This is a genomic window from Aeribacillus sp. FSL K6-1305, assembly GCF_038050115.1.
In the GTDB taxonomy this organism is placed as follows: domain Bacteria; phylum Bacillota; class Bacilli; order Bacillales; family Aeribacillaceae; genus Aeribacillus; species Aeribacillus composti.
In genome coordinates, this window is sequence record NZ_JBBOQV010000002.1 from 1,189,509 (window position 1) to 1,212,846 (window position 23,338).

Here is a 23,338-nt window from a genome sequence, read left to right on the forward strand (position 1 = left end):
ATTTTTCAACTAATGAAAGGCGCAGGATCATTTCAAAATATACAGGTGGTGATTGCATGTTATATATCCCGAATTCTTCCCCTATCCCATTTGAAGAAGCACAACGTCTTATTCTTTCTACGATACGTCCCCTTCCGGTTATGACCATACCTCTGTCTAAAGCTCTTGGGTACTATCTAGCGGAAACGGTAAGGGCAGATCACGATGTCCCTATGTTTGACCGTTCCACTGTAGACGGTTACGCTCTGCGTGCGGAGGATGTGATCAATGCCAGCGCTTCTGACCCGGTAAAGCTGAAGGTTTTGGAAGAGATTCCCGCTGGATATTTACCTCAACAAAAAATTACCCAAGGTACGGCCAGCCGCATTATGACGGGAGCACCTATCCCCGAAGGTGCAAACGCAGTCGTTATGGTAGAGAAAACTGAGAATGCAATGGAAGATAGCGAAAGCGTTTTGGTTTATCAATCGGTTAAAATTGGCGACGCTATTGCCAAAAAGGGACAAGATGTTGAAGAAGGGAAGGACGTCCTCACACAAGGGACGCTTTTAGGACCAATTGAACTGGGTCTGCTCGCTACATTCGGGATTGCATCTGTTCCGGTTTATGCGAAGCCTAAGGTTGGTATTCTTTCAACGGGAAGTGAATTATTAAACGTAGACGAGCCGATCGTCCCTGGAAAGCTTCGTGACAGTAACGGCGTAATGCTGGCCGGTCAAGTGAGTCAAGCAGGAGGTGAACCGGTTTATTTCGGGATTGCCCCGGACAAAGTAGAAGAGCTAGAAAAAAAGATGCTAGAGATTCTACAGCAGGTGGACATTTTAGTAACAAGCGGAGGCGTGTCCATGGGCGAATATGACTTCCTTGGAAAGGTATTTGAAAAAATTAATGCGAAAGTGATATTCTGGAAAACATTAGCTCGCCCTGGAATGCCAGTTTTGTGCGGAGTATGGCAGGATAAGCCGATTTTTGCTTTGGCAGGAAATCCAGCTTCGTCTTACGTCAATGCCCATCTTTATTTGCTGCCTGCTATACGCTATATGAGCGGTTCTAAGGATCCGCTGCCGAAACGGGTAACGGTTGTATGTGACGAGGCAATTGAAGGGAAGCAAATGCTTCACACCCGGTTTTTACGAGGATTAACGTACGTTTCCCCAACCGGTGAACTAAGAGTGAAAATATCAAAGAAACAAGCTTCTAATGTTCTGTCCAGCTTTCTGGAAAGCAATTGTCTCGTTAAAGTGCCTGGGGGAAAAGGATTTAATGCAGGTGAGAAAGCGGAAGTGTATTTGCTGGGTGCGGTTGAGGAATTGAGACAGTGACAATGAGTCTGGGGGAGAGATGGTTTGAAAAAGGTTGGAGCAATTATTTTAGCAGCCGGAATGTCAAAACGGATGGGAAAACCAAAGCTGTTATTATCTCTAGGTGGGAAGCCATTATTTCGCTACTCTGTGAACACCGCTACCGCAGCTGGCTTAAAACCAATTGTATTGGTCGGCGGCAAACATATCGAAGAGCTGCGCAAACACACATCTGATTTAACAGAAATAGAAATCATTGAGAATTGGGATTATGAATCCGGCATGGCTTCCTCTCTTAAAGCAGGGATTCAGGCTTTAAAGGGACGAACGGATGCAGTCTTCGTATTTTTGGCAGACCAGCCCTTTGTACCTCCAATAGTTATAACTAAATTACTAGAATCTTATGATCAATATCGAAAAGAAGGTGTCCGCATTTTCCGCCCTAAGTATAATAATGTGCTTGGACACCCTGTATTGTTTGATGCTGAATTATTTGATGAATTTGAGCAAATTCAAGGTGATGAGGGAGGAAAATCAATTGTCCAAAAACATTATTCCAGCTTAATGGCTGTACCGTTTGAAAATTCAGAATGGGGATTTGATATTGACACCACAGAGGATCTGCTCAAACTAAAAAGGATTGCGCCAAAATATATTAAACAAAAATAGGGATAACAATAGATTCATTGTTGTCCCTTTTTAAATTTGTGTAACGGTCGTTGTACTTGAAGAAGTGCGTGGTCTTTTTCAATCAAGAATTTCCCGGTTCAACAAGATCGACCGAGACTTTAGAAAATTTATTGCAGGAGTCCCATATTGAAATCGATAAACAAACATCTCTGATGGGGTCTATATATAATTCGTATCTTAATAAGGCTCTTTATGATTGTTGAGAAAATTGTATCTTAGTTATCCGGTATTTGAAATTGCAAGCAAATCCTTCCTTGATCATCATTCATTAGGACACTTGTGCGAGTGGTCCTCATCTCTTTGCACCGCTGAGTACGAATGCGGTTCTTCCATTTCGTTTTAATTTCTCCCGTTCATTCAGATGGTTTATACTTGACAGTTTCTCAAAAATGGTATTAAATTTGCATTAAGGAAAAATATATGGTATAACAACAAAATTTAAACTCAATAAAATAAATATGTGTGAAGGAATTTTTTTTAACATAAAGTTTGCCCTAAGGCAATATTTATAACTATGGTAAAAAAGAAGGTGAATGAAAAAATTTCCTATTTGTACAACATGAAGCCGGCAACTTTCTGTAAAGTATTAAGCCAAACGGTAAGCTGAATGGCGAAGCTGAAACAAATCAACTAGCGAAATGAAATTCATGTCTGTAAGTGTTTTGGCATTTATTCATTGATTTCGTTTTTTTAGTTTTGTTTCTTCTCAGGAATAAAAACAAATTGAGGTTACATATAGGAGTTTTCTATAAAAAACGGACAATGTTTGATTCCTGAATTCACAATTTGCCAGAATGGTTGTCGATATTTAATAGAAATCGTTCACCAATAAACTAGAGAGATGGGCTGACTTAAAAATCAAATCAATTCATAAAAATAAAAGGAGAGTGCGAAAAAATGAAAAATGTTATGAAAAAAATGGGGTGCTTATTCTTAATTAGTGCCTTGCTGGTGTTAAGCGCGTGTAGTTCTGGACAAAAAGCATCCAAACGATCAAAAGATGGAAAAATTAATGTCGTCACAACGATTGCACAAATTGGCGAGCCGTTGTCTGTAATCGGCGGCGATCGTTTAAATGTCAAAAGTTTAATGGGGCCGTCTGTAGACCCTCATTTGTATAAGGCTACTCAAAGTGATATGGAAACTCTTGAAGAAGCAGATATCATTTTTTACAACGGATTGCATTTGGAAGCGAACATGGTTGAAATATTTGAAAAGATCTCTGAATCAAAACCTGTTCTTGCAGTCGGTGAAACCATTCCTGAAGAATCTCTTTTAAAGGATGAAAAAGGGGTAGTTGATCCTCATATTTGGTTTGATCTGGACCTTTGGCAGCAGGCATTGGATGCTGCGGTTGAACAATTAAAAGAATTCTCTCCGGAAGACGCAGATTATTTTGAAGAAAATAAAAAGAAATATTTTGCTAGATTAGCTGATTTGAAAAAAGAAGCCGAAAAGCTTGCGGACATTCCAGAAAGTCAAAGAGTTCTTGTCACAGCGCATGATGCTTTCGGATATTTCGGACGAATGCACGGCATTAAAGTAGTTGGTCTTCAAGGACTTAGCACTGATTCCGAAATCGGTATTACAGATATTCAAGATACGATTGACATTATTAAAAAGTACAAAGTTCCTGCCGTATTTATCGAATCAAGTATTAATGAAAAATCGATCAAGGCTGTCATAGAAGGAGCGAAAAGTGAAGGAATTAACGTTACATTAGGCGGGGAGCTTTACTCTGATGCAATGGGTGAGGAAGGAACAGAAGAAGGAACTTATATAGGAATGTATCGCCATAATATCAATACGATTTATGAAGCATTAAGCGAAGGAGGAAAATAGCATGGCTGAAGCAGTGCTTCAAGTAGAGAATCTGTCCGCTTCCTATCGAAAAAATACAGTGCTCTTCGATGTGAATTTTGTAGTGCAGGCTGGTTCGCTAGTGGGAATCGTCGGTCCGAACGGTGCTGGAAAGTCGACGCTTTTAAAAACAATATTAAATCTTCACCCTTCCTTAACGGGATCAGTGAAATTTTTCGGATTGCCATTCAACAAGGTCCAAAAAAGGATCGGTTATGTACCACAGCGAGGTTCGGTTGATTGGGACTTTCCAACAAACGCATTGGATGTTGTCACTATGGGACTATATGGGCAAATCGGATGGCTGAAGCGGCCATCCCGATTGCATAAACAAAAAGCATTCGAGGCCTTGGAAAAATTAGGGATGGCTGATTACGCTGACCGTCAGATAAGCCAGCTTTCTGGCGGTCAACAGCAGCGTGTGTTTTTAGCACGCGCATTAGTGCAAAATGCCGACTTGTATTTTATGGACGAACCGCTGGCTGGTGTTGATGCAGCAACAGAACGGGCTATTATGACATTGCTGAAAGAATTAAAAGCTTTAGGAAAAACGGTCATGGTCGTGCACCATGATTTGCAAACAGTAGAAGATTATTTTGACCATGTTCTTTTATTAAATCGCACCGTCATTCAGTACGGAAAAACGAAGCAAATTTTTACTAGAGAAAATATTTCGCGAACTTATGGAGGAGACTTGCGCTGGTTGAGAGAGGAGAGTCTTCATGTTCACAATCCTATTAAATAGCAACACACAATGGGTGTTATTTAGCACGATGATTTTTGGGATTGCTGCTGGAACAATGGGCTGTTTAGCCTATTGGAAGCGGCAAAGCTTAATGAGCGATGCCTTAGCTCATGCAGCATTGCCCGGTGTTGTGATCGCCTTTCTTCTACTTGGAGAAAAAAACTTATTTGTCATGATCATTGGAGCATCCATCAGCGCTTTGATTGGAGCATCATTTATCCAATGGATACGTTCATCAACTAGAATTTCGGCAGATACGGCGATGGGAATGGTGCTGTCTATTTTTTTTGGCTTAGGAATCATGCTCCTGACAGTTGTGAATCGGACGTCAGGCGGAAATCAGAGCGGTTTGGACAGTTTTATTTTCGGTCAGGCCGCCTCGATGGTCAGATCAGATGTCACTACAATGTTAATCCTAGCTTTGGCGGTTATTTTGATTGTATTCATTGCATTTAAAGAATGGAAAATATATCTTTTCGATCCGGAATTTGCAAAAGGATTAGGACTGTCACTTAAATGGATGAACGGATTATATACAACGATTCTTGTCACAACGATTGTCATCGGGATTCAAGCTGTAGGAGTTATTTTAATTGCCGCCCTGCTGATTATCCCGTCAGTAAGTGCCCGCTATTGGACACAGTCTTTTCAACGGATGATTATCATATCAGCTCTGTTTGGGGGAGCGGCTGGAGCATTAGGAACATTCATCAGTGCATTGGGAAGAGGATGGCCTACAGGACCTTTTATCGTCATTGTGGCGTCTGCGCTGTTTTTCTTATCGCTTTTCTTTGGCAAAGAGAAAGGGATTCTGGTCAAGTATTTACAATTGAAAATGCAAAAAAGATTAGTGAATATTCATACCAGTAAGGCCTTAAGAACAAAAGGGGTAGAATAACCATGACTTATCATGCTATGTGGATTATCGTAACTGCTTCTTTAGTAGGGCTGTCCTGCGGCTTAATAGGTGTATTTCTGATACTCAGGAAAATGGCGATGATGGCTGATGCAATTAGTCATACGGTTCTGTTAGGAATTGTCATCGCTTTTATTATTACGCGTGAATTAAGCGGAACTCATATGCTCATTGGTGCTATATTTGCAGGACTATTGACAGCTTTTTTAGTGCAGTGGCTTCATTCTTTAGACGTTCAGCAAGATGCAGCAATAGGAATTGTGTTTACGACGATGTTTGCTATCGGCGTTATTTTAATAGCGACTTCTGTAGGAAATGCACATTTAGATGTTCAACATGCTTTAATGGGGGAAATCACCTTTATACCTTGGAATAAAATGTCACTTCCTCTAATTGGCGAGGTTCCGAAGGCTACAGCATTGCTGGCTCTCGTTTTGTTTGTTGTTTTATTTGTTCTTGTCGCTTTTTATAAAGAATGGAAAATCACTTCATTTGATCCTGCGCTTGCTGCCAGCTTAGGGATTCCTGTTTTACTCATGCATTATGTATTCTTATGCTTAGTATCGATCACAACAGTTGCTTCTTTTGATGCGGTCGGCGCAATTATGGTCGTTGCGATGTTAATTACTCCAGCTGCCTCGGCTTATCTTTGGACAGATAGACTTTCTATTATGCTAGTATTAAGCGGATTATTTGGCGTAATATCTGCTGTAGCGGGCTATTATATAGCAGCTTGGGTCGACACTTCTATTTCTGGCTCAATGGCATTTGCCACAGGATTAGTGTTTTTCATAAGCTTTTTGTTTTCTCCGAAACATGGATGGATTGCGAGATATTTGCGATTGCATAAAACTGTAAAAAAGACAGGATGAAAATCGGCTATTAAATTGTCTTTCATAACGGTTGATCTCCTCCATACGCTTGTCTTATGGTGCTTTTATATAGTAAACTTTGTATGATGAAGATATTAATGGAGGATAACCAATGCCAACCCCGAGTATGGAAGACTATATTGAACAAATATATTTGCTAATTGAAAATAAAGGCTATGCGAGAGTGTCGGATATAGCAGAAGCGTTATCTGTACACCCTTCTTCCGTTACAAAAATGGTGCAGAAGCTCGACAAGGATGACTACTTAGTTTACGAAAAATATAGAGGGTTCGTCTTAACGCCGAAAGGAAAAAAAATCGGAAAACGCCTCGTCTACCGGCATGATCTGTTAGAGCAATTTTTGCGGATTATTGGCGTCAAAGAAGAAAACATCTATCGCGACGTGGAAGGAATTGAGCACCATTTGAGCTGGGATGCTATTGACCGAATAGGGGATCTGATTCAATTTTTTGAAAAAGATAAAAGTCGAATCATAGAATTGCAGCAATTGCAAAATTTGAATGAAGAAAATGAAGAAAACGACTTCTAACATTAAACGACTTCTAATTTAGAAGTCGCTTTTTTTGTGCATGTAAAAATTTTTGTAAAAATTGTAAAAATTTTGTTGATTGATTCGTTATTCCTATTTATAATTTTCTCAAGAGATATAAAAAAAGAGGAAAAGAGGATTATGATGAAAAAATGGGGATTCATATTACTAGCTTTTATTTTGTGGATAGGAGTGATGCCAAAGCCGTCATCAGCTGCACAACAAGCATCTTTTGAGAAAGAACTGAATCAATATTTAGAGGAAGTAAGTAAACAAAGAGGTTTCAAAGTTACAAGAGAACATATCGAATTTTCGTTAGCTCAATATGAAGAAAAGATCGAAAATTTTGATTCTGTTGAAGAACTTCGTGATTTTTTAGGAGAGGTCATTCAAAAAGATTTAAGCAATTTAACCGAAATATATGACGAATTTAATTTAAATGAAGCCAGTTTGCGCCAGCTGCTTCAAGAACACGGTGAAGATCTAGATGAGTATGTGTTTGTAGAAAATTTGTATGATGCCGTCATGCTTTACATAGAGCGTGATCCAAATTTTGATAAAAATTTGCAAGACTATTTGGCGAAAATTAGTAGTATTAGAGGATTTCCTGTGACGATTGACCATATTAATAGATCTTTGAGTTTATATGAGAGAAAACTGGAAGACTTTAAAACCGTTAAAAGTTTAGAAAGATTTTTAGGAGAAGTTATTAAAAAGGATTTAAGCAATTTATCCTATATTTATGATGAATATGATTTAAATGAAAAGGAGTTGCGCCAGCTGCTTCAAGAACACGGAAAAAAATTGGAGGATTACGTTTTTCTAGATGATTTGGAAGAGGATGTTATAACATTTTTAAGTGAAGAATGGGATGCTGGTGTAGAAGACGAGCTCCTTTACGATTTATTAACGGTTTTTGAGCAGGAATACGGATTGACAAAAGAAGAAATCGAGCGGTTAAAGAACCATTTGCGATCAATTGAAGAGCATCTTATGAAAGAAGAGACAATTATAGCTTTGTTGGACTTGGCGGATCGGATGATGGCTTTTGAAGGGTTTGATGAAGCGACAGAGCTTACAAAGAGCCAAATCGAGGAGTTAATTTCGATTTTTAAAGATTTTCAACGTATTTTTAAAATTAAAGTTACATTTTCCCTTGTAAAAGATGGGTCTGAAAAGGAGCTTTCGCTGTTTGATCTATTTAACTTGAAAGAATTGATCAATGCAAAATTGAAAATCAACATATACAGTGAAAGTGGAGAATTTTTGGCTGATCTCCTCATTACCGGAGAAATCGTTGATTCAGATACGTTACATCGAACTGGGCAAACGATTCGTCACGGCGCTCAAGAAGCCAAAAGTGTGAAACAAGAGAAAAACGTTTCGCAAAAAATAGAAAAAAAGCTAAAAGCTGTAAAGGACAATGAGCATAAAACAGTAAAAGGTGCAAAATTGCCGAAAACAGATTCCGGCTATGGCGTGAATGCTATTGTAGGATTGTTCATTGTTTTAGCGGGATTTTTAATTTTTAGGCAAGCAAGGAAGGTTTAATATGCTGGAAACTACAAAAAGAAGCAGCCGAAACAAGCGGTTGTTTCTTCTTTTCTTTGCATCAATGATTATATTAGCCGGCCTATGGTTTTCAGCCGCAAACAGCTATAAACTTTTCAAAGGAATGCTACTGCCTGAGACCCATTCTGAAACGAAACAGAAGGCGGAAGCTGCACAGCCGGCCCCAGAAAAAAATACGAAGGCAGAAAAGGTTTTATATCCGACACGACCTAAAATTGGGGAGCAAATAGGAGAGCTGTTTATTCCAAAACTAAATGCAGTACTTCCGATATACCATGGAACGAACGAAGAAGAGCTTGAAAAAGGGGTCGGTCATTTTGCAGGAAGCGTATTGCCAGGAGAGGCAGACAATTCGGTTCTTTCCGGTCATCGCGACACCGTGTTTCGTAGGCTAGGGGAAGTAGGAAAAGGAGACGAGTTAATCGTCACAACTTCAGCTGGAGAATTTACTTATAAAATCTATAAGGTTCGGATCGTTGATAAAGACGACCGGACCGTGATCGTTCCGAAACCGAGGGCTACGTTAACTGTCAGTACATGTTATCCGTTTCATTTTATCGGCTCCGCGCCGGAACGATACGTGCTCGTAGCATATCTTGTTTCCGAGAAGTTGAAAAAATAATCTGTTATCTTGACCTATCATAATGTTTCCTATTCCCGTCTTCCGGTGGGAAAACTATCATAAAAACGGCTTTAGCCCTGTGTTCTAAAGGGCTAAAGCCGTTTATAATCGACTGTCTGACAGGGGAAGGTTTCCCCCTAAAATTTGTTATCATGTGCATTTTTCAAGACACTGCATTTTTTTGACAGAGTTACGAATGAGTCTTTTAATGTCCTTATTTTACGGACTTTCTACCATATCCTTGTTATTTTTATCGCTTTTTTCTTTTCTGTTTTTATTCATAAAAGAAAATATGGTGAGCAGTGCTAAGATGACAAGGCAAACAGTAGAACCGATCATATTTTTCTTATTAAAGATAAAAGAGAAAAAGATGACCAATAATGAAACGGTGGCTACTATCGTTGTGTATGGGAACCATTTTACTTGGAAATATGGTTTCTCCTTATACTGAGAACGAAGCTTTAGCTGAGCCAGACAAATGCTTGTCCATAATAAAATAATCGTAAAACCAGGTATCGTCATTAAATAGCTGATGACTCGGTCTGGAGTCATATAAGCTAACAATACCCCAAATAAAATACAGATAGCCGTAACGGTAATACAGTTGATCGGTATTCCTTGTTTGGAAATCTTTAAAAATCTTTTTGGCGCTTCACCGCTTTGAGCCATGGAATATAATGTTCTGGAAGTTGCGTAAATCCCTGAGTTCGCCGCTGATAAAACAGCAGTAATAAGGACAAAATTCATAATATGAGCGGCTCCAGGAAGACCTGTGATGCTCAATACTTGGACAAATGGACTGTCTTCCCCTGTCACTTGATTCCACGGCATTAAACCACAAATAATAAGAATAGGAAGCATATAAAAGAGAATAACTCTCCACATCGTTCCTTTAATGACTTTTGGCAAAACCTTTTCTGCATCTTTTGTTTCTGTGACCGCAACACCGATTAACTCAGCCCCACCGTATGAAAACATGACGACTAAAAAGGCGCTTAACATTCCTCCAATTCCATAAGGAAAGAACCCGCCGTGTGCCGTATAGTTAGAAAAAGGATCATCAATATTGCTCGGAATAATTCCAAACAAAATGCCAAAGCCTAATAAAATGAAAGCGATTAATGCGAAAATTTTAATTCCTGCAAACCAAAACTCAATTTCACCATAGTACTTTACTTGAAACAAATTCATTCCAATGATTAAAACCATACAAAGGAGACTTAAAAGCCATAACGGTACGGTTGGAAACCAATATTTCAGAAAGCTTCCTGCTGCTAAAATTTCAACAACGGTGACAACAATCCAATTGATCCAATAAAGCCATCCTACAATAAAGGATATATGGAAGCCAAAAGCTTTATAAACAAGATGCTGAACGTTTAAGTTCGGATAAACAATCGCCATCTCAGCCAGTGCCGTCATGACAATAAATAATAAAAGGCCTCCTAATAAGTAAGCTATTACAACACTTGGGCCGGCAATATTTAATGTATCTGAGCTCCCTTTAAAAATTCCTGTTCCAATCATGCCTGCTAGCGCAATAAACTGAACATGTCGAGGTAATAACCCTTTTTTTAATGTTTGATCTTTTTCCATGGTGTTCATGCCTTTCTGTCCATTATGAAAAATATACTAGAATAACTGGCAGCATACTTTTTTACTTAATCGCTTTTCAGGTTTTACGCTTTTCTGCGTTTAAGTAAAAAAATAAATATGTTTCTAGTATATAATATTCTTTCGATTCATCAAAGAATAATGAAAAAACTCATTGCTATAAAACTGTTACAATTTATGGTAAATAGCAATACTCTTGAACTTCGAAGATATTTACGGAGCAAAGATAAGGTCGATTCTTCCTCTATTTAGTAGGAACTTATTACGATCTGTTCGATAAAACACTTACTAAATGAAGAGGAATGTTATGAAGGTCCGCAAATCTTTTTCAAAACAGGGGTACTATTCTAAAAAGTGTTTTATTTTAAGAGTAGTTCAAATAAGTGTTATAATTTTTTTGTAAAAAAAATTGTCTGTTGCCGACAAATTCCACCACAAAAATCTTCTCGTCATCCGTATAATCTTAATCGTGTATTATTTATAGATTACCTTCTATACAGGTTAGGAGGAGACGGAAATGGGAGATCAATATCAGACGCGTATGGAGAAACGTCAAAAAAAGAAATCAGCTTCTAAAAAATCTCTGCTCATAAAAATCATGACAGCCTTTATGCTTGCGATTATCGTAATGATGACTGCGGGCGGTATCGTGGTATTGTCTTACATTATAAGCGCCCCTGCACTAGACCCGAAATTACTGAAAGATCCGTTATCCTCAACCGTTTATGATATGTATAATGAAAAAGTGCGAGATATTTCAGGAAGCGAACATCGGAAAATCATCAAAATCGAAAATATACCGAAAAATGTACAAAATGCGTTTATCGCAACAGAAGATGTGCGGTTTTTTGAGCATAATGGAATCGATTTTAAACGAATCGCAGGTGCAACCGTTGCGAATGTAAAAGAAGGATTCGGCGCTGAAGGCGGAAGTACGATTACCCAGCAGGTAGTCAAAAATTCATTCTTAACGCCTGAAAAAACGCTCAAGCGAAAAATACAAGAAGCTTACTTGGCTGTTCAGTTGGAACGACGCTACTCAAAAGAAGAAATTCTTGAAATGTATTTAAATAAAGTGTATTTCGGTCAAGGAGCATACGGGGTTGCGACAGCGGCAGAAACATATTTTAACAAATCCGTGAAAAAGCTGACGATTAGTGAAGCGGCGCTGTTGGCGGGGCTGCCGCAAAGACCGAGCGAATACGATCCATTTAAAAATCCGGATTTAGCTGAAAAAAGAAGAAATATAGTATTGTCGTTAATGAGGAAGTATGGCTTTATTACCGAAAAAGAAGAGCAAGATGCGAAAGCGATCCCGGTTGAGAAATTATTAAAGAAGAAAAAAGAAGGGCCGAAATATCAAGCGTTTATCGATCAAGTCATCAAAGATATAGTTGATGCCGGAATATCGGAAAAGGATATCTATACGGGCGGTTTAAAAATTTATACAACCCTTGATCCGGATGCTCAAAAATTTACAGAAAAAGTGCTGACAACTGATCAATACATTTATTATCCAGACGATCAGTTCCGGGCAGGAGTCGTGCTACTTGATACACAGACTGGCGCCGTCAGGGCAATTGGCGGAAACCGCAACTCAGATCAAGAAGTACAAAGAGGTTTTAACTACGCAACACAAACGAAAAGACAGCCAGGTTCGACGATTAAGCCGATCTTGGATTACGGCCCGGGAATCGAACATTTCAAATGGTCTACATATAAACAGTTCATTGACGAGCCGCTCACCATCCATGGCAAAGAAATCAAAAACTGGGACGGTCAATATCGCGGCAGTATATCGATGCGAAAAGCGTTACAATGGTCTTACAATATACCGGCTGTAAAAGCATTTTTGGAGGTAGGGGAAGACCGGGCAAAAGAATTTGCGGAAAAACTCGGAATCCCGCTCGATCAGATCTATCCTTCATATGCGATCGGAGGCTTTAATAAAGGTGTGTCCCCGCTTCAATTGGCTGGGGCGTATGCCGCTTTTGGAAATGAGGGCGTTTATCATAAGCCTTTTACGGTAAGGAAAGTAGTGTATCCAAACGGTAAAGAAATCGATCTTTCTTCCAAACCGGTGAAGGCGATGAGCGACTATACCGCCTACATGATGACCGATATGTTGAAAACCGTCGTGAAAGAAGGAACAGGGCGACTGGCGAACATCCCAGGACTTCCACTAGCAGGAAAAACAGGAACAACCAACTTGCCGGAAAATATACGAGGAGATGGAACATCTGATGCCTGGTTTGTCGGCTACACGACTCGTTATGCGGCTGCGGTTTGGACGGGATACGACCAGACGACTCAGGAAACGTATGTGACAAACGAGAAGGCGAAGATTTCAAGACTTATTTTTAAAGAAATCATGTCTCACGTTTCTGAAAAAATAGAAACACCTGATTTTGAAAAACCGGACAGCGTCGTCGAAAGAGTGGTTGGCGGCCGAACTGAATTATTTGTAAGGGGAACTCCAATCCCAGCAATTCCAAAACAAAAAGAAAAGGATAAAAAAGAGGATCAAAAACAGGATCAAGTAAAAGATAATGAACAGGAGCAAAAACAAGAAGAGGAAAATCAGGAGCCAAAAGAAGAGAACAATCAAAATGACATGGATAAAGAGCAGCAAGAAAATTCTGAGGACAACAAAGAGCAGCCTGAAGATAATGAGATAGAGCAGCCAAATCAGCCTCCTGCCAATGAACAGCCGCAGCCACAACCGCCAGCTAACAACGGCAGCGACCAAGGAAACGGCCAAAAACCATCAGGAGGAAATAACGGAACTGACGGATCAAATAATAGTGGAAACGGCGGCTCGAATAGCAACGGGAATGACAGTGGATCAAGCAGTAATAATGGTCCAGGAAAAGGAGCTGGCACAACCAATCCGAACGGAAAATCACAATCTGAAAAGCAATCAACGGATAACGGCAGTCCATAAACAAAAGGGTTGAAAAAACATACTAACAATAGTAGTGCAGACCACGTCCATGGTTTGTGCTGCTATTTTTTTATAGATTCTACGTGAATTATTGAGGTGCCCTTGCAGCGCGCCTCGTATGAAAGTTAGATCGCAAGCTGCGTTTATAATCCTTTTCTTGAATTGTTTGATTATCAGAATGGGAAATGAGCCTTAAAAATTAGTAAATAACCTTTTACTGATATACTTCTAATTTAATAGTTTTATTCAAGAGATAACTGCATTATTCTAACAATTCATTATAAAGAACGATTTATTTGTAAAAAAAATAAAAATATTTTTAAAAAAGGGGTTTACAACATGATAGAGTTCAATTATATTTAAGTTGTGTTCGTTATAAAGAACGCAGTCTTAATTATATTTCTTATGAGGAGGATTTAAAAAATGGGTATTAAACAAAAGTTGGGAATGGGTGTAGCAACTGCGGCTTTAGGTTTATCTTTAATCGGGGGAGGTACATATGCCTACTTTAATGATGTTGAAACCTCCAATAACACATTTGCAGCAGGTACATTAGATTTAACTCTTGATCCGCAAACAATTATTAATGTCAACAACTTAAAGCCTGGGGATTGGATGGAGCGTGAATTCACATTAAAGAACAGCGGAAGTTTGGGTATTTCTAAAGTTCTTCTTGAGACAGATTATACTGTAACGGATGCGAAAAATGACAATAACGGCGATGATTTCGGCAATCATATTAAGGTGCAAATTTTAAAGAATGTGAGCAATAAGGAAGTTATTGTTTATGAAAAAACGTTGGCACAGCTTAAAAATCTAAAGCCGGATTTAGTGCAGGATGAATGGCTCTGGTGGAATATTGGCGGTTTAGATCCAAATGAAACGGATAAGTTCAAAGTTAAATTCGTCTTTGTAGACAACAATCAAGATCAAAATCGTTTCCAAGGCGATTCTTTAAAACTAACTTGGAAATTTGACGCGAAGCAAGAAGCAGGTGAAGCAAGATAGCTATCAATATAGGGGAGAAGGCGGGGAACTGCCAACTTCCCTTGATTGCTAAAAGTTGAAACGGTGGTGAGAGAAATTCGGTACTCACGAGTAAAAAAATTTGGGCAAAAGAAAATGCATTTGATAATAATGTTCAAAATCGTCGCAATTTGTTACTTTCTTTTCATAACATTCAACTTTGCTAGTTCCTACACCGGGGCCAGTTTTAATAAAACAGTAGCCATAACCGGTTTTCTTGCTGCAACAATTCCTGAAGAGGACAAATCCATTCTGCTGCGCTTTGTGGACGATAAAGACAAGGTCATTCAATCGTGCGGGAAAGTTCGAATATCTTCTGTTGCTCAAAATGAAGGGGATGATTTAGCGGAAGCATTGCATTATGAAATATATTTCATTGCTCAAGGAGATCCAATGAATGGAGAAAAAATAAGTCAAGGAAAGATTCCAGCATTAAAAAGTAAGAGTCAATTCCAATTAGCATACAATGCCGAAAAACCTGGAAATTATAAATTTAACGTTTTAATGAATACAAATGATGATGTTTGGAGCAAAAACATTCAAGTAATTTGCAAAAAGAACGAACAACTTGATCAACCTGCGAATGACTCAGATCAAAACCTTAATGAAGATAAGGCAGCTCAACCATCCGAACATTCGAAACAAGAACAAAAACAACTTCCAGTGGAAGAACCTATACGGGAAAATAATGGGAAAGAAAACGAAGTAAAGAAAGAGCAATCCAACGAAACGTTAATGAAAGAAAATGAGAATCAAGAAAATCATTCAAAAGATGAAATGAAAGAAAATGGAGCGCAACAAATAGAACAGAATAAAACCGAAACAAAATCAAATGACATTCACCTGAAAGAACAGCAATCAGCAAAACAAGAACAAGTTTCAAATGCTTTAGAGCAAAACGAACCACCTTTACAGTAAAGTGATTACAATTATTTCATTACGTTTTGTGTCTTGAGCAAAGCGAAAGGAATGGGTAAAAAAATGAAAAAAGTTGTTAAATGGATCAGCAACACGATATCGGTCATGCTGCTGGCTTCATTAATCATCATGTTATTCACAGTCATTTCGTCAAAAGCTTCAGGCGGGGAGCCTAAATTTTTCGGACATCAATTAAAAATTGTTCTTTCAGGATCAATGGAACCTAGTATACAGACTGGTTCCGTGATCGTTGTAAAACCTGAAAAAGAAACGGAAAAATACAAAGAAGGCGACATCATTACATTTCAAGCAGATGAAAACGTGTTTGTAACACATAGAATTATAAAGGTTGTCAAAAATGGCAATGAAGTTATGTACCAGACAAAAGGGGATAATAATGAGGAAGCAGATTCCGAACTTGTGTTAAGTAAAAATGTTGTTGCTAAATATACAGGCATTACCATCCCATATATTGGCTATTTTATGAATTTCGCCAATTCTAAACAAGGAAGCGTTATTCTTTTAATCATACCAGGCATTATTCTGTTCAGCTACTCATTAATCAGCATTTTTCGGGCACTTGCAGAAATTGATAAAAATTTGAAGCAATCAACTGCAAAAGAAGACTTCAACCATTCTCAAAATCAATAATGGAGGAAATACATGGTCAAATCAATTGGACGATGTTTCATATGTTTTTTATTTGTCTGGCTCATAATGCAAGTTCAAAATTTCAGCGCTGAAACACAAATAGGTATCGCTTTAAAAAATCTTCATTCAAACCATATGCTATTTCAAGCAGAAAACATGAAACCAGGCGATTGGGCTGAAAGAACGGTCATTATCGAGAATGTTGAAAATGCTGATATACAATATAATACTTTAATTGAAAATATAAAAGGATCAAAAAAATTATTTGATGCTTTAACTTTAGAGGTTAAAGATGGTCAAAAAAATCTTTTGTTTAAAGGATTGTTAAAAGATTTTAAAGGTTTTACACCGCGAAATATCCAAAGTTCCAAAGAAGACCAGTTGACATTTTTAATCACATTTCCTGAACAGTTAGGAAATGAATATCAAGGGTTAGAAACTTCTTTTAAAATTGTTTTTCAGGCAAATTCTTCTTTAGGCAGTATTCAAACGTATGGCAGCGGGAATAATGAAGGTTTACTTTTGCCAAATACTGCGACAAACTTTTATGCATTTATTCTTGTTGGGATAATGTTTTTCGCGATGGGAGCCATTTTTTTCTTTCAAAAACGAAATAAACATAAAGATCAGCTTCATGAGTTATGAAGCGCTTGGAGGAAGCGGTGTACAAAAAATATTGTCCTAATTGTCTGCGTTTTTCATATAGCAGCTGCTCTGAAAGAAAATGGTTGTGCCCATCATGTCGTTCTGATCTTACTTCCATGGAAGGAATATTCTGTCGCAATGTATTAAAATATTCTGCCGCCCTTGCGGAATATAAGCAAAAAAATCATAACCGAAGAGAGGTTCATTTTTCTAAACAAATATAAAAATTTTAGTTAACATTTAGATCTTTCTTTTCCTGTAATTTCCATTTTTTTGTAAATTCTAAAAACTGACGGAATTCTTCTTTCGATACTCCGGAATTCATTGCTTCCTGTACTAATAACATCCATTCAGGATCAAGAACATTCGTATTTTCTTCATTTTCCCCATTTATTAATGTATTAACAGGAACATCTAAAACGGATGATATTTTTTCCAAGAAATGGACAGAGGGGTTTGATTGAAGATTCCGTTCGATAGAACTTAAATAAGATTTTGCCACCCCTGCTTGTTCAGCCAGTTCAGATAGCGTAAGACCTTTGTTTTTTCTAAGCTGCTTTATGCGATCACCAATCATCATGATCATTTCACCTTCCTTTAACGGTTCTATGTCAATTATTGGGTGTACTTGATGTGAAGAGCACCTCTTTTATATGTATGAAAGTTAGATAAGTGAGCATAATATCTTATTTCTGAGTCGATCAAAGTTGCGAATACCATAAGAAATTCGTTTCATCACTTTAATTTTATTGTCAATCCCTTCTAAATAACCGTTGGTGTAGGGATAAATAAATGAATGGATAATTTCTTTTTCCCAGCTTTTAAAGATTCGTTTCTCATTCAGTCCCGATTTATCAATAGCTTAATACAGCAGTTCTAAGTTTGACCTTGCATTTCGCTCATTATTTTGTGTCATCTATTTTTTAAAGACTTCTATCACTTGGTAAGCTTTCCTTAAATCGGGGGCAACTCTAAATAATATTGAGAGTTCCTGTTTACGTGTGATGAGCTTTTTTTTCGATTTATGGAAGAGAAACCGCAACTTTTTCATCGAGTTTCGATCTTTGTCTTGGTTCGAGTGCCCAAAAGTTTTGGCGCGCATAATGGAATTGATCCACGATGATAATCGAATTTTGAAAGAGTTGTTGGGCCAAAATTTTATACGGTTGCCACATATCCATGACTACCATTTGAATACGATAAATCGGTAAAGAGCGAAAATAATCTTTTAACTTGGACCAACTTTCAGTCTTGAATGACATCCAATACCTTGTAGCCTTGAGGGTCACCAATGACACATTGATATGTTCCTTTTTCGGTTGTCCACTTGATCTCATCAAGGGCTAAAATTCGTGGTAATGAGTGGCTTTCATAAGTATCATAACGGTCAAAATATCGAATAACCGTTGAGTATCATCATCCAATATCTTTAGACACTTCCTTAAAATTGGCCGTTCTCCTTTTGATAAGAAGAGCTTGAAGGACAAATTTCGTATGACGCTGATAACGCCCTAAAAGGCATATAATTCAAAGAAACGTTTTCCGCAAGATGTACATTTATAACGACGCTTTTTCAGAATGAGGTACGCATACATTCCACGAAACTTGATATCTCGAATCTTCTGCAGACATAATCATGAATGGATCTTGCCTCTTCCAGCATTGAGGGCCATGTTGATAACAAGGTTTGGTTTCGAGAAAAATTCAAGGTGCGTATCTGTCTCCACAATCTTTGACGCCATTACATTTTCCAATCCAATCAGCTCTGGGATGCAAATAGTCTTGCATTTACGAAGTCTCCTTTTTAATGAGGTTTTGCCACTTTCATTATAAAAGAGAGCATTTCGTAAATGCTTTTTTATTTTTTAAGAAATTTCTTCTACCTCAACATTTGGTATAGAACCCTTTTAACCCAAATGTTTGTTTTTATTTAGAAACAACATAATCGCAATTAAAAAAAGTAAACGTAAAAGTCCAATTTTAAATCAAATTCATTTGCAAATGCATGAAAATACAAAATATTAATAAGGGAAAGCTCCATTCCGAAGAAATGACTAGAAAACATGTTTCCCCTATTCAGAATCATTTTACATCACTAAGTCGAACCATGTCTACTTATGCCGAATAAATCTTTGGCTATTCATACTTATTATATTCTCTTCTAAAAGCTGCTACCCCTTTTTTATTAATTCAAAATTAACGTTTTCTGCTCGTCAAGCTAAATGGGGGAAAATGGAGAAAAATTTCGTTGAAATTGCCGTATTGCTTTTTTATTAACTACCGGCAATTAATCGGCATAAATCCAGGTAAAGAGGCTGTAAACATTTAAGGGATTCGGAGATTTAAACTGCATGGAAAGCCGAAAAAAGCTACTTTTTCCGTTTTTGCTTCTCTTTAAATGTTTTAAAAACATCTCGTGTTTGCTTCATATATTTATAAATGCTGTAAGGCTTTTTTATGATCCGGATCGGAAGGGAAAGCAAAAATTTACTGAGGTCATTCCGGTATTCCTCTGTAATCTCAGCCGGTTTATGAACAATTTTTTCATACACCTCATGGTAAAATTCGTTTAATAAATCAATTTTTATTTCAACTGTGTGATGGCAGTTTGCACATTCTATCCTTGAAATTTTATCGTTAATGTAAGTAATGATGTGATCTTGTTCCTCATTGCAATGAATACAAAATAACGTTGCTTCCATTTCTTTAATTTCCACGTTCTTCACCTCTTTTTATGAAGGATGAATTCTCCAAAATCCTTCTCTACACTAAGTATATTATTCAAAGCTGCATTCATTTCCTTCTATAAAAATGTTTCTAAATGCCAACAATTGATAAAACATCTTCAACGATTTAAATCATTATAACCAAATTTTAATATGTATTTCAAAGTATAAAAAGTTTGAAAAATACTTTCAAGAATTTATTGACTTTTTAAACATCTGGAATATAATAAGGATTACAAACGATTAACAAATGTTATAAGTCGTAACAAATGTTACAGGGTACATGCACATACGACAAAAAATTGCCTAGAAGGAGCTGGAAACATGTCTATTTATCAAGAGTTGCTTTCACGGGAACGTGACGGCCAGCCAATTAAAGTAGGTGTTGTTGGTGCAGGTCAAATGGGATTCGGTCTGATTTCCCAAATCTCACGCATACCTGGCATGGTAGTCAGAGGGATTTGTGATGTCAATATTGAAGCGGCAGAAAGAGCTAGCAGCTATTATCAATCGAAATTAACGAAAAAACATCCTGTTCTTGTCAGCAGTGATTACCGAAAAGTGATTCAATCTGATGAAGTAGAAGTCATTGTAGATGCTACAGGGGTTCCTGAAGTTGGTGCAAACATTTCACTGGAAGCATTAAGATCTAGAAAACATTTAGTACTGCTTAACGTTGAAGTAGATATTACAATTGGATCAATTATGCACAATTTGTTTACATCAGCCGGATTAGTTTATACAGGATCTGCGGGAGATGAACCGGCAGCAACGCTTGAACTGTATGAGTTTGCGAAGACAATGGGTCTTGAAGTGCTTGTTGCTGGGAAAGGGAAAAACAACCCGTTCATACCAAACGCCAATCCGGATACATGCAAGGAAGAAGCTGCTCAAAAACATATGAGCGCCCATATGCTTGCAGCGTTCCAAGACGGCACAAAAACAATGGCTGAAATGAATTTATTAAGCAACGCTACAGGCCTCATTCCAGATAAAGTTGGTATGCACGGCGTGGAAGCAAATTTGGAAACGGTTGCCGACAAGTTGAATTTACAAGAAAACGGCGGTGTTTTAAGTCAATTCGGAGTAGTTGAATATGTAAACGGATTAGCACCGGGCGTGTTTGTCATTGTGAAAAGCGAATTAGAACCTGTAGATGCAGAATTAAGATATTTGAAAGTTGGCAAAGGCCCTCATTACGTTCTTTACCGGCCTTATCATCTAGCAAGTTTAGAAACTCCTATTACGATTGCAAAAGCAGTATTGCAACACGATACATCGATTCATCCATTAGGGGCGCCAGTTTCAGAAACAGTCGCTGTTGCCAAGCGCGATATTCAAGCAGGAGAAGCCATTGATGGCATCGGCGGCTACTCAGTAAGAGGCGTGCTTGAAACTCATCAAGAGATGAAGAAAAATTCACACATCCCAATCGGTTTAATCAGTGGAAACATTGTTGCAAAACGTTCCATTAAACAAGGTCAATTTTTAACATTAGATGATGTCGAGTTAGATCCATCTACAACCGTTTGGAAATTAAGATCTCTTCAAGATCATCTTTTTTCTAACTAAAAATGCATTTGTGCGGCGCAAAGGGGGTGATTCTTTTTGAAGCTTGCAATCATTTTATCCATGATTTTGCTCATTCAATATGTGGCGACGATTATACAAGTCAGACATTATAAAAAATATGTCGACAAAATTGTAAGCCATTACAAAGGCAAAGAAGGGTATTTTTTGTACTCAGGCATGAATCGGCGAAAATTTAGTCCCGGCGCTATGGCAATGATTGTAGTGAACAAAGATTATGTTATAGAAGATTGCTATATTCTAAAAGGTATTTCAGTTTTCTCAAAGTTTAAAAAATATGAAAAATACATTGGCCATCATGTAGCTGAAATTTTGGATGATCACCATGAATTCACAGAAAATGCTGCAGGAAGGAAGAGGAAAATCCCTTCATTTTTGGCGGCTTTATCAATGGCGGCCGAAAATGCTATCGTTTCCATTTCAAAGAAAAAGCTTTCAATATAAAATGTGCTGAAAGGAGAAGTGAAAGATGGAATGGTTGAAATGGATTGGTGAACATTTTATCGGAATGTTCCAGGCTGGCGGAGAAACGTTTATGGGTATGTTTACAGGCATTATCCCGACTTTGGTTGTTTTGCTTACATTTACTTATGCAGTTATTAAATTTATTGGTGAAGAGCGGGTTAATAGAGCGATACAATTTGCTTCGAAGTATATGCTGTTACGATATACTGTCATGCCGATATTATCAGTATTGCTGTTAACAAACCCGATGTGTTATACGTTCGGACGCTTTTTGCCAGAAAAGCAAAAACCGGCGTTTTATGATTCAGCTGTATCGTTTGTTCATCCGGTGACGGCGTTGTTCCCGTATGCAAACGCAGGAGAATTATTTGTCTATTTAGGAATAGCCAACGGAATAAAAGAAGCCGGCTATTCTATGTCAGAGCTTGCTGTCCGTTATTTTCTCGTAGGGATCGTAGTTATTTTATTGCGCGGAATTATTACGGAATATATAACAAAATTTTTGGCGCGCAGAATGGAAGCGAAATCTTAAATTTTGGACAAAGATGAAAGCGAGTTCAAATTTTAAAGAGGAGGAGAACATATGTCAAAACGAGCTGTTTTTGTTGCAAAAGGTTCTGGCGGCTGGGGAAAAGGTTTGCGCATTGAGCCAAAAGGAAAGAAACAAAAAGTTGTATCTATTACAGGCGGCGGCATCCATCCTGTGGCAGCGAGAATAGCCGAATTAACTGGTACAGAGGCTGTAGATGGTTTTAAAAATTCAGTTCCGGAAGATGAAATGATGTGTGTCGTGATTGACTGCGGCGGAACAGCCAGAATTGGTTTGTATCCTATGAAAAGGATCCCAACCGTTGATATTCTCCCGTCTTCACCTTCTGGTCCTTTGGCAAAACATATTACTGAAGATATTTTTGTGTCGGGTGTTACTGTGAAGGATATTTATCTTGCGGACGAAGCAGAAGAACAAAACATTCAGACGGATGCTTCGGAAACGGAGCAGCAAGAAGACAGTCCAAAATTCAATGTGAAGGATAAGGAAGCATTTAAAGCTCAATACGAACAAGTAAAAAAGGAACACCGTGAAAACAATGAAAATATATTAATGAAGTTTTCAAGAGGAATAGGAAAAGTAACTGGTACTTTTTATCAGGCGGGACGCGATTCTGTTGATATGCTGATTAAAAATATTATTCCATTTATGGCTTTTGTTAGTATGTTAATAGGTATAATTAATTATACGGGAATCGGTGATTTGATCGCTAATACTCTTTCTCCTCTTGCCAGTTCTTTATGGGGATTGATCGTCATCGTTATCGTATGTACAATCCCGATTCTGTCACCGGTGTTAGGTCCTGGAGCTGTTATTGCGCAAGTCATTGGGGTATTAATTGGAAGCCAAATTGCAGCGGGCAACATTCCGCCTCAATTTGCTTTGCCGGCTCTATTTGCCATTAATGGCCAAGTGGGTGCGGATTTTGTCCCTGTCGGTTTGTCTCTTGGAGAAGCGAAGCCAGAAACGATTCAATACGGTGTGCCAGCTGTATTGTACAGCCGTTTAATCACAGGAGTTCTTGCAGTTTTAATCGCATATGCCGCAAGCATCGGCATGTATCAATAATGAATAGGATTTC

The 23,338-nt window shown here is 38.0% G+C and carries 23 protein-coding genes and 1 pseudogene; 18 read left to right on the top strand and 6 right to left on the bottom strand.

From position 1 onward, the window contains the following. Window positions 1-56: 56 nt before the first annotated feature. From NST97_RS15640 to NST97_RS15680, 9 genes are all read left to right on the top strand, one after another. Window positions 57-1,322: a molybdopterin molybdotransferase MoeA gene (locus NST97_RS15640; RefSeq protein ID WP_341343429.1), complete on the top strand. Its 1,266-nt coding sequence runs from the start codon at window positions 57-59 to the stop codon at window positions 1,320-1,322. A 24-nt stretch (window positions 1,323-1,346) separates the two neighbouring features. Further along, window positions 1,347-1,970: a nucleotidyltransferase family protein gene (locus NST97_RS15645; protein ID WP_339210941.1), complete on the top strand. Its 624-nt coding sequence runs from the start codon at window positions 1,347-1,349 to the stop codon at window positions 1,968-1,970. 918 nt (window positions 1,971-2,888) lie between these two features. Then, window positions 2,889-3,833, top strand: coding sequence for a metal ABC transporter solute-binding protein, Zn/Mn family (locus NST97_RS15650; RefSeq protein WP_327873645.1), 945 nt, complete (start codon window positions 2,889-2,891; stop codon window positions 3,831-3,833). 1 nt (window position 3,834) lies between these two features. After that, window positions 3,835-4,596: a metal ABC transporter ATP-binding protein gene (locus tag NST97_RS15655; RefSeq protein ID WP_063386349.1), complete on the top strand. Its 762-nt coding sequence runs from the start codon at window positions 3,835-3,837 to the stop codon at window positions 4,594-4,596. Then, window positions 4,574-5,494, top strand: coding sequence for a metal ABC transporter permease (locus tag NST97_RS15660; protein ID WP_066246943.1), 921 nt, complete (start codon window positions 4,574-4,576; stop codon window positions 5,492-5,494). The genes NST97_RS15655 and NST97_RS15660 overlap by 23 nt, the downstream gene beginning before the upstream one ends. A gap of 2 nt (window positions 5,495-5,496) precedes the next feature. Further along, window positions 5,497-6,384 (top strand): metal ABC transporter permease, encoded by an 888-nt coding sequence (locus NST97_RS15665; protein WP_063386347.1) that lies wholly within the window; start codon window positions 5,497-5,499, stop codon window positions 6,382-6,384. A gap of 112 nt (window positions 6,385-6,496) precedes the next feature. Then, window positions 6,497-6,934 carry a transcriptional regulator MntR gene (gene mntR, locus NST97_RS15670; protein ID WP_063386346.1) on the top strand — a complete coding sequence of 146 codons (438 nt, stop codon included), beginning with the start codon at window positions 6,497-6,499 and terminating at the stop codon, window positions 6,932-6,934. Window positions 6,935-7,075: 141 nt separating this feature from the next. Continuing rightward, on the top strand, window positions 7,076-8,485 hold the full coding sequence (locus NST97_RS15675) for a processed acidic surface protein (protein WP_327848481.1): 1,410 nt from the start codon (window positions 7,076-7,078) through the stop codon (window positions 8,483-8,485). A gap of 1 nt (window position 8,486) precedes the next feature. Further along, entirely contained in the window at window positions 8,487-9,128 is a 642-nt protein-coding gene (locus NST97_RS15680; RefSeq protein ID WP_232515652.1) for a class D sortase, read from the top strand. Between the two features lie 219 nt (window positions 9,129-9,347). Here NST97_RS15680 and NST97_RS15685 read toward each other — a convergent pair whose 3' ends face one another. Beyond that, entirely contained in the window at window positions 9,348-10,724 is a 1,377-nt protein-coding gene (locus NST97_RS15685) for an amino acid permease (RefSeq protein WP_341343566.1), read from the bottom strand. 535 nt (window positions 10,725-11,259) lie between these two features. Between NST97_RS15685 and NST97_RS15690 the strand changes: the two genes are divergently transcribed. The 5 genes from NST97_RS15690 (at window position 11,260) to NST97_RS15710 (ending at window position 16,926) form a co-directional block, all read left to right on the top strand. Then, window positions 11,260-13,686 (top strand): PBP1A family penicillin-binding protein, encoded by a 2,427-nt coding sequence (locus tag NST97_RS15690; RefSeq protein ID WP_341343430.1) that lies wholly within the window; start codon window positions 11,260-11,262, stop codon window positions 13,684-13,686. 423 nt (window positions 13,687-14,109) lie between these two features. Next, entirely contained in the window at window positions 14,110-14,694 is a 585-nt protein-coding gene (locus NST97_RS15695) for a CalY family protein (protein WP_094245059.1), read from the top strand. Between the two features lie 66 nt (window positions 14,695-14,760). Further along, window positions 14,761-15,630: an amyloid fiber anchoring/assembly protein TapA gene (tapA, locus tag NST97_RS15700; protein WP_144597196.1), complete on the top strand. Its 870-nt coding sequence runs from the start codon at window positions 14,761-14,763 to the stop codon at window positions 15,628-15,630. Between the two features lie 63 nt (window positions 15,631-15,693). After that, window positions 15,694-16,281 (top strand): signal peptidase I SipW, encoded by a 588-nt coding sequence (gene sipW, locus NST97_RS15705; protein WP_094245061.1) that lies wholly within the window; start codon window positions 15,694-15,696, stop codon window positions 16,279-16,281. Between the two features lie 12 nt (window positions 16,282-16,293). After that, on the top strand, window positions 16,294-16,926 hold the full coding sequence (locus tag NST97_RS15710; protein WP_144597198.1) for an LPXTG cell wall anchor domain-containing protein: 633 nt from the start codon (window positions 16,294-16,296) through the stop codon (window positions 16,924-16,926). Window positions 16,927-17,155: 229 nt separating this feature from the next. Here the strand turns inward: NST97_RS15710 and NST97_RS15715 are convergent, their stop codons facing one another. The 5 genes and pseudogenes from NST97_RS15715 to NST97_RS15725 all read right to left on the bottom strand — a co-directional run bounded on the left by NST97_RS15715 (window position 17,156) and on the right by NST97_RS15725 (window position 19,643). Continuing rightward, window positions 17,156-17,503 carry a helix-turn-helix domain-containing protein gene (locus tag NST97_RS15715; RefSeq protein ID WP_094246424.1) on the bottom strand — a complete coding sequence of 116 codons (348 nt, stop codon included), beginning with the start codon at window positions 17,501-17,503 and terminating at the stop codon, window positions 17,156-17,158. Between the two features lie 87 nt (window positions 17,504-17,590). Beyond that, window positions 17,591-17,746 (bottom strand): annotated as a pseudogene (locus tag NST97_RS15720) (transposase); the annotation flags it as partial. A gap of 202 nt (window positions 17,747-17,948) precedes the next feature. After that, window positions 17,949-18,263: a transposase gene (locus NST97_RS19365; protein ID WP_144597200.1), complete on the bottom strand. Its 315-nt coding sequence runs from the start codon at window positions 18,261-18,263 to the stop codon at window positions 17,949-17,951. A 174-nt stretch (window positions 18,264-18,437) separates the two neighbouring features. Beyond that, window positions 18,438-18,554, bottom strand: a complete 117-nt coding sequence (locus NST97_RS19370) for a transposase family protein (protein WP_144597273.1) — start codon at window positions 18,552-18,554, stop codon at window positions 18,438-18,440. 741 nt (window positions 18,555-19,295) lie between these two features. Then, the gene (locus NST97_RS15725; protein ID WP_063386339.1) at window positions 19,296-19,643 is read right to left on the bottom strand and encodes a hypothetical protein; all 348 of its coding nucleotides are present in this window, start codon (window positions 19,641-19,643) and stop codon (window positions 19,296-19,298) included. A 333-nt stretch (window positions 19,644-19,976) separates the two neighbouring features. Between NST97_RS15725 and NST97_RS15730 the strand changes: the two genes are divergently transcribed. Genes NST97_RS15730 through srlE form a run of 4 tightly spaced genes read left to right on the top strand, consistent with a single transcriptional unit; the run spans window position 19,977 to window position 23,325 of the window. Then, window positions 19,977-21,224 carry an NAD(P)H-dependent oxidoreductase gene (locus NST97_RS15730; protein ID WP_340789546.1) on the top strand — a complete coding sequence of 416 codons (1,248 nt, stop codon included), beginning with the start codon at window positions 19,977-19,979 and terminating at the stop codon, window positions 21,222-21,224. Window positions 21,225-21,260: 36 nt separating this feature from the next. Further along, the gene (locus tag NST97_RS15735) at window positions 21,261-21,686 is read left to right on the top strand and encodes a transcriptional regulator GutM (RefSeq protein ID WP_339198660.1); all 426 of its coding nucleotides are present in this window, start codon (window positions 21,261-21,263) and stop codon (window positions 21,684-21,686) included. A gap of 25 nt (window positions 21,687-21,711) precedes the next feature. Next, complete coding sequence (gene srlA, locus NST97_RS15740) at window positions 21,712-22,239, top strand: PTS glucitol/sorbitol transporter subunit IIC (protein ID WP_066246929.1); 528 nt, start codon at window positions 21,712-21,714, stop codon at window positions 22,237-22,239. A gap of 51 nt (window positions 22,240-22,290) precedes the next feature. Continuing rightward, window positions 22,291-23,325, top strand: coding sequence for a PTS glucitol/sorbitol transporter subunit IIB (gene srlE / locus NST97_RS15745; RefSeq protein ID WP_327848374.1), 1,035 nt, complete (start codon window positions 22,291-22,293; stop codon window positions 23,323-23,325). Window positions 23,326-23,338 lie beyond the last annotated feature (13 nt).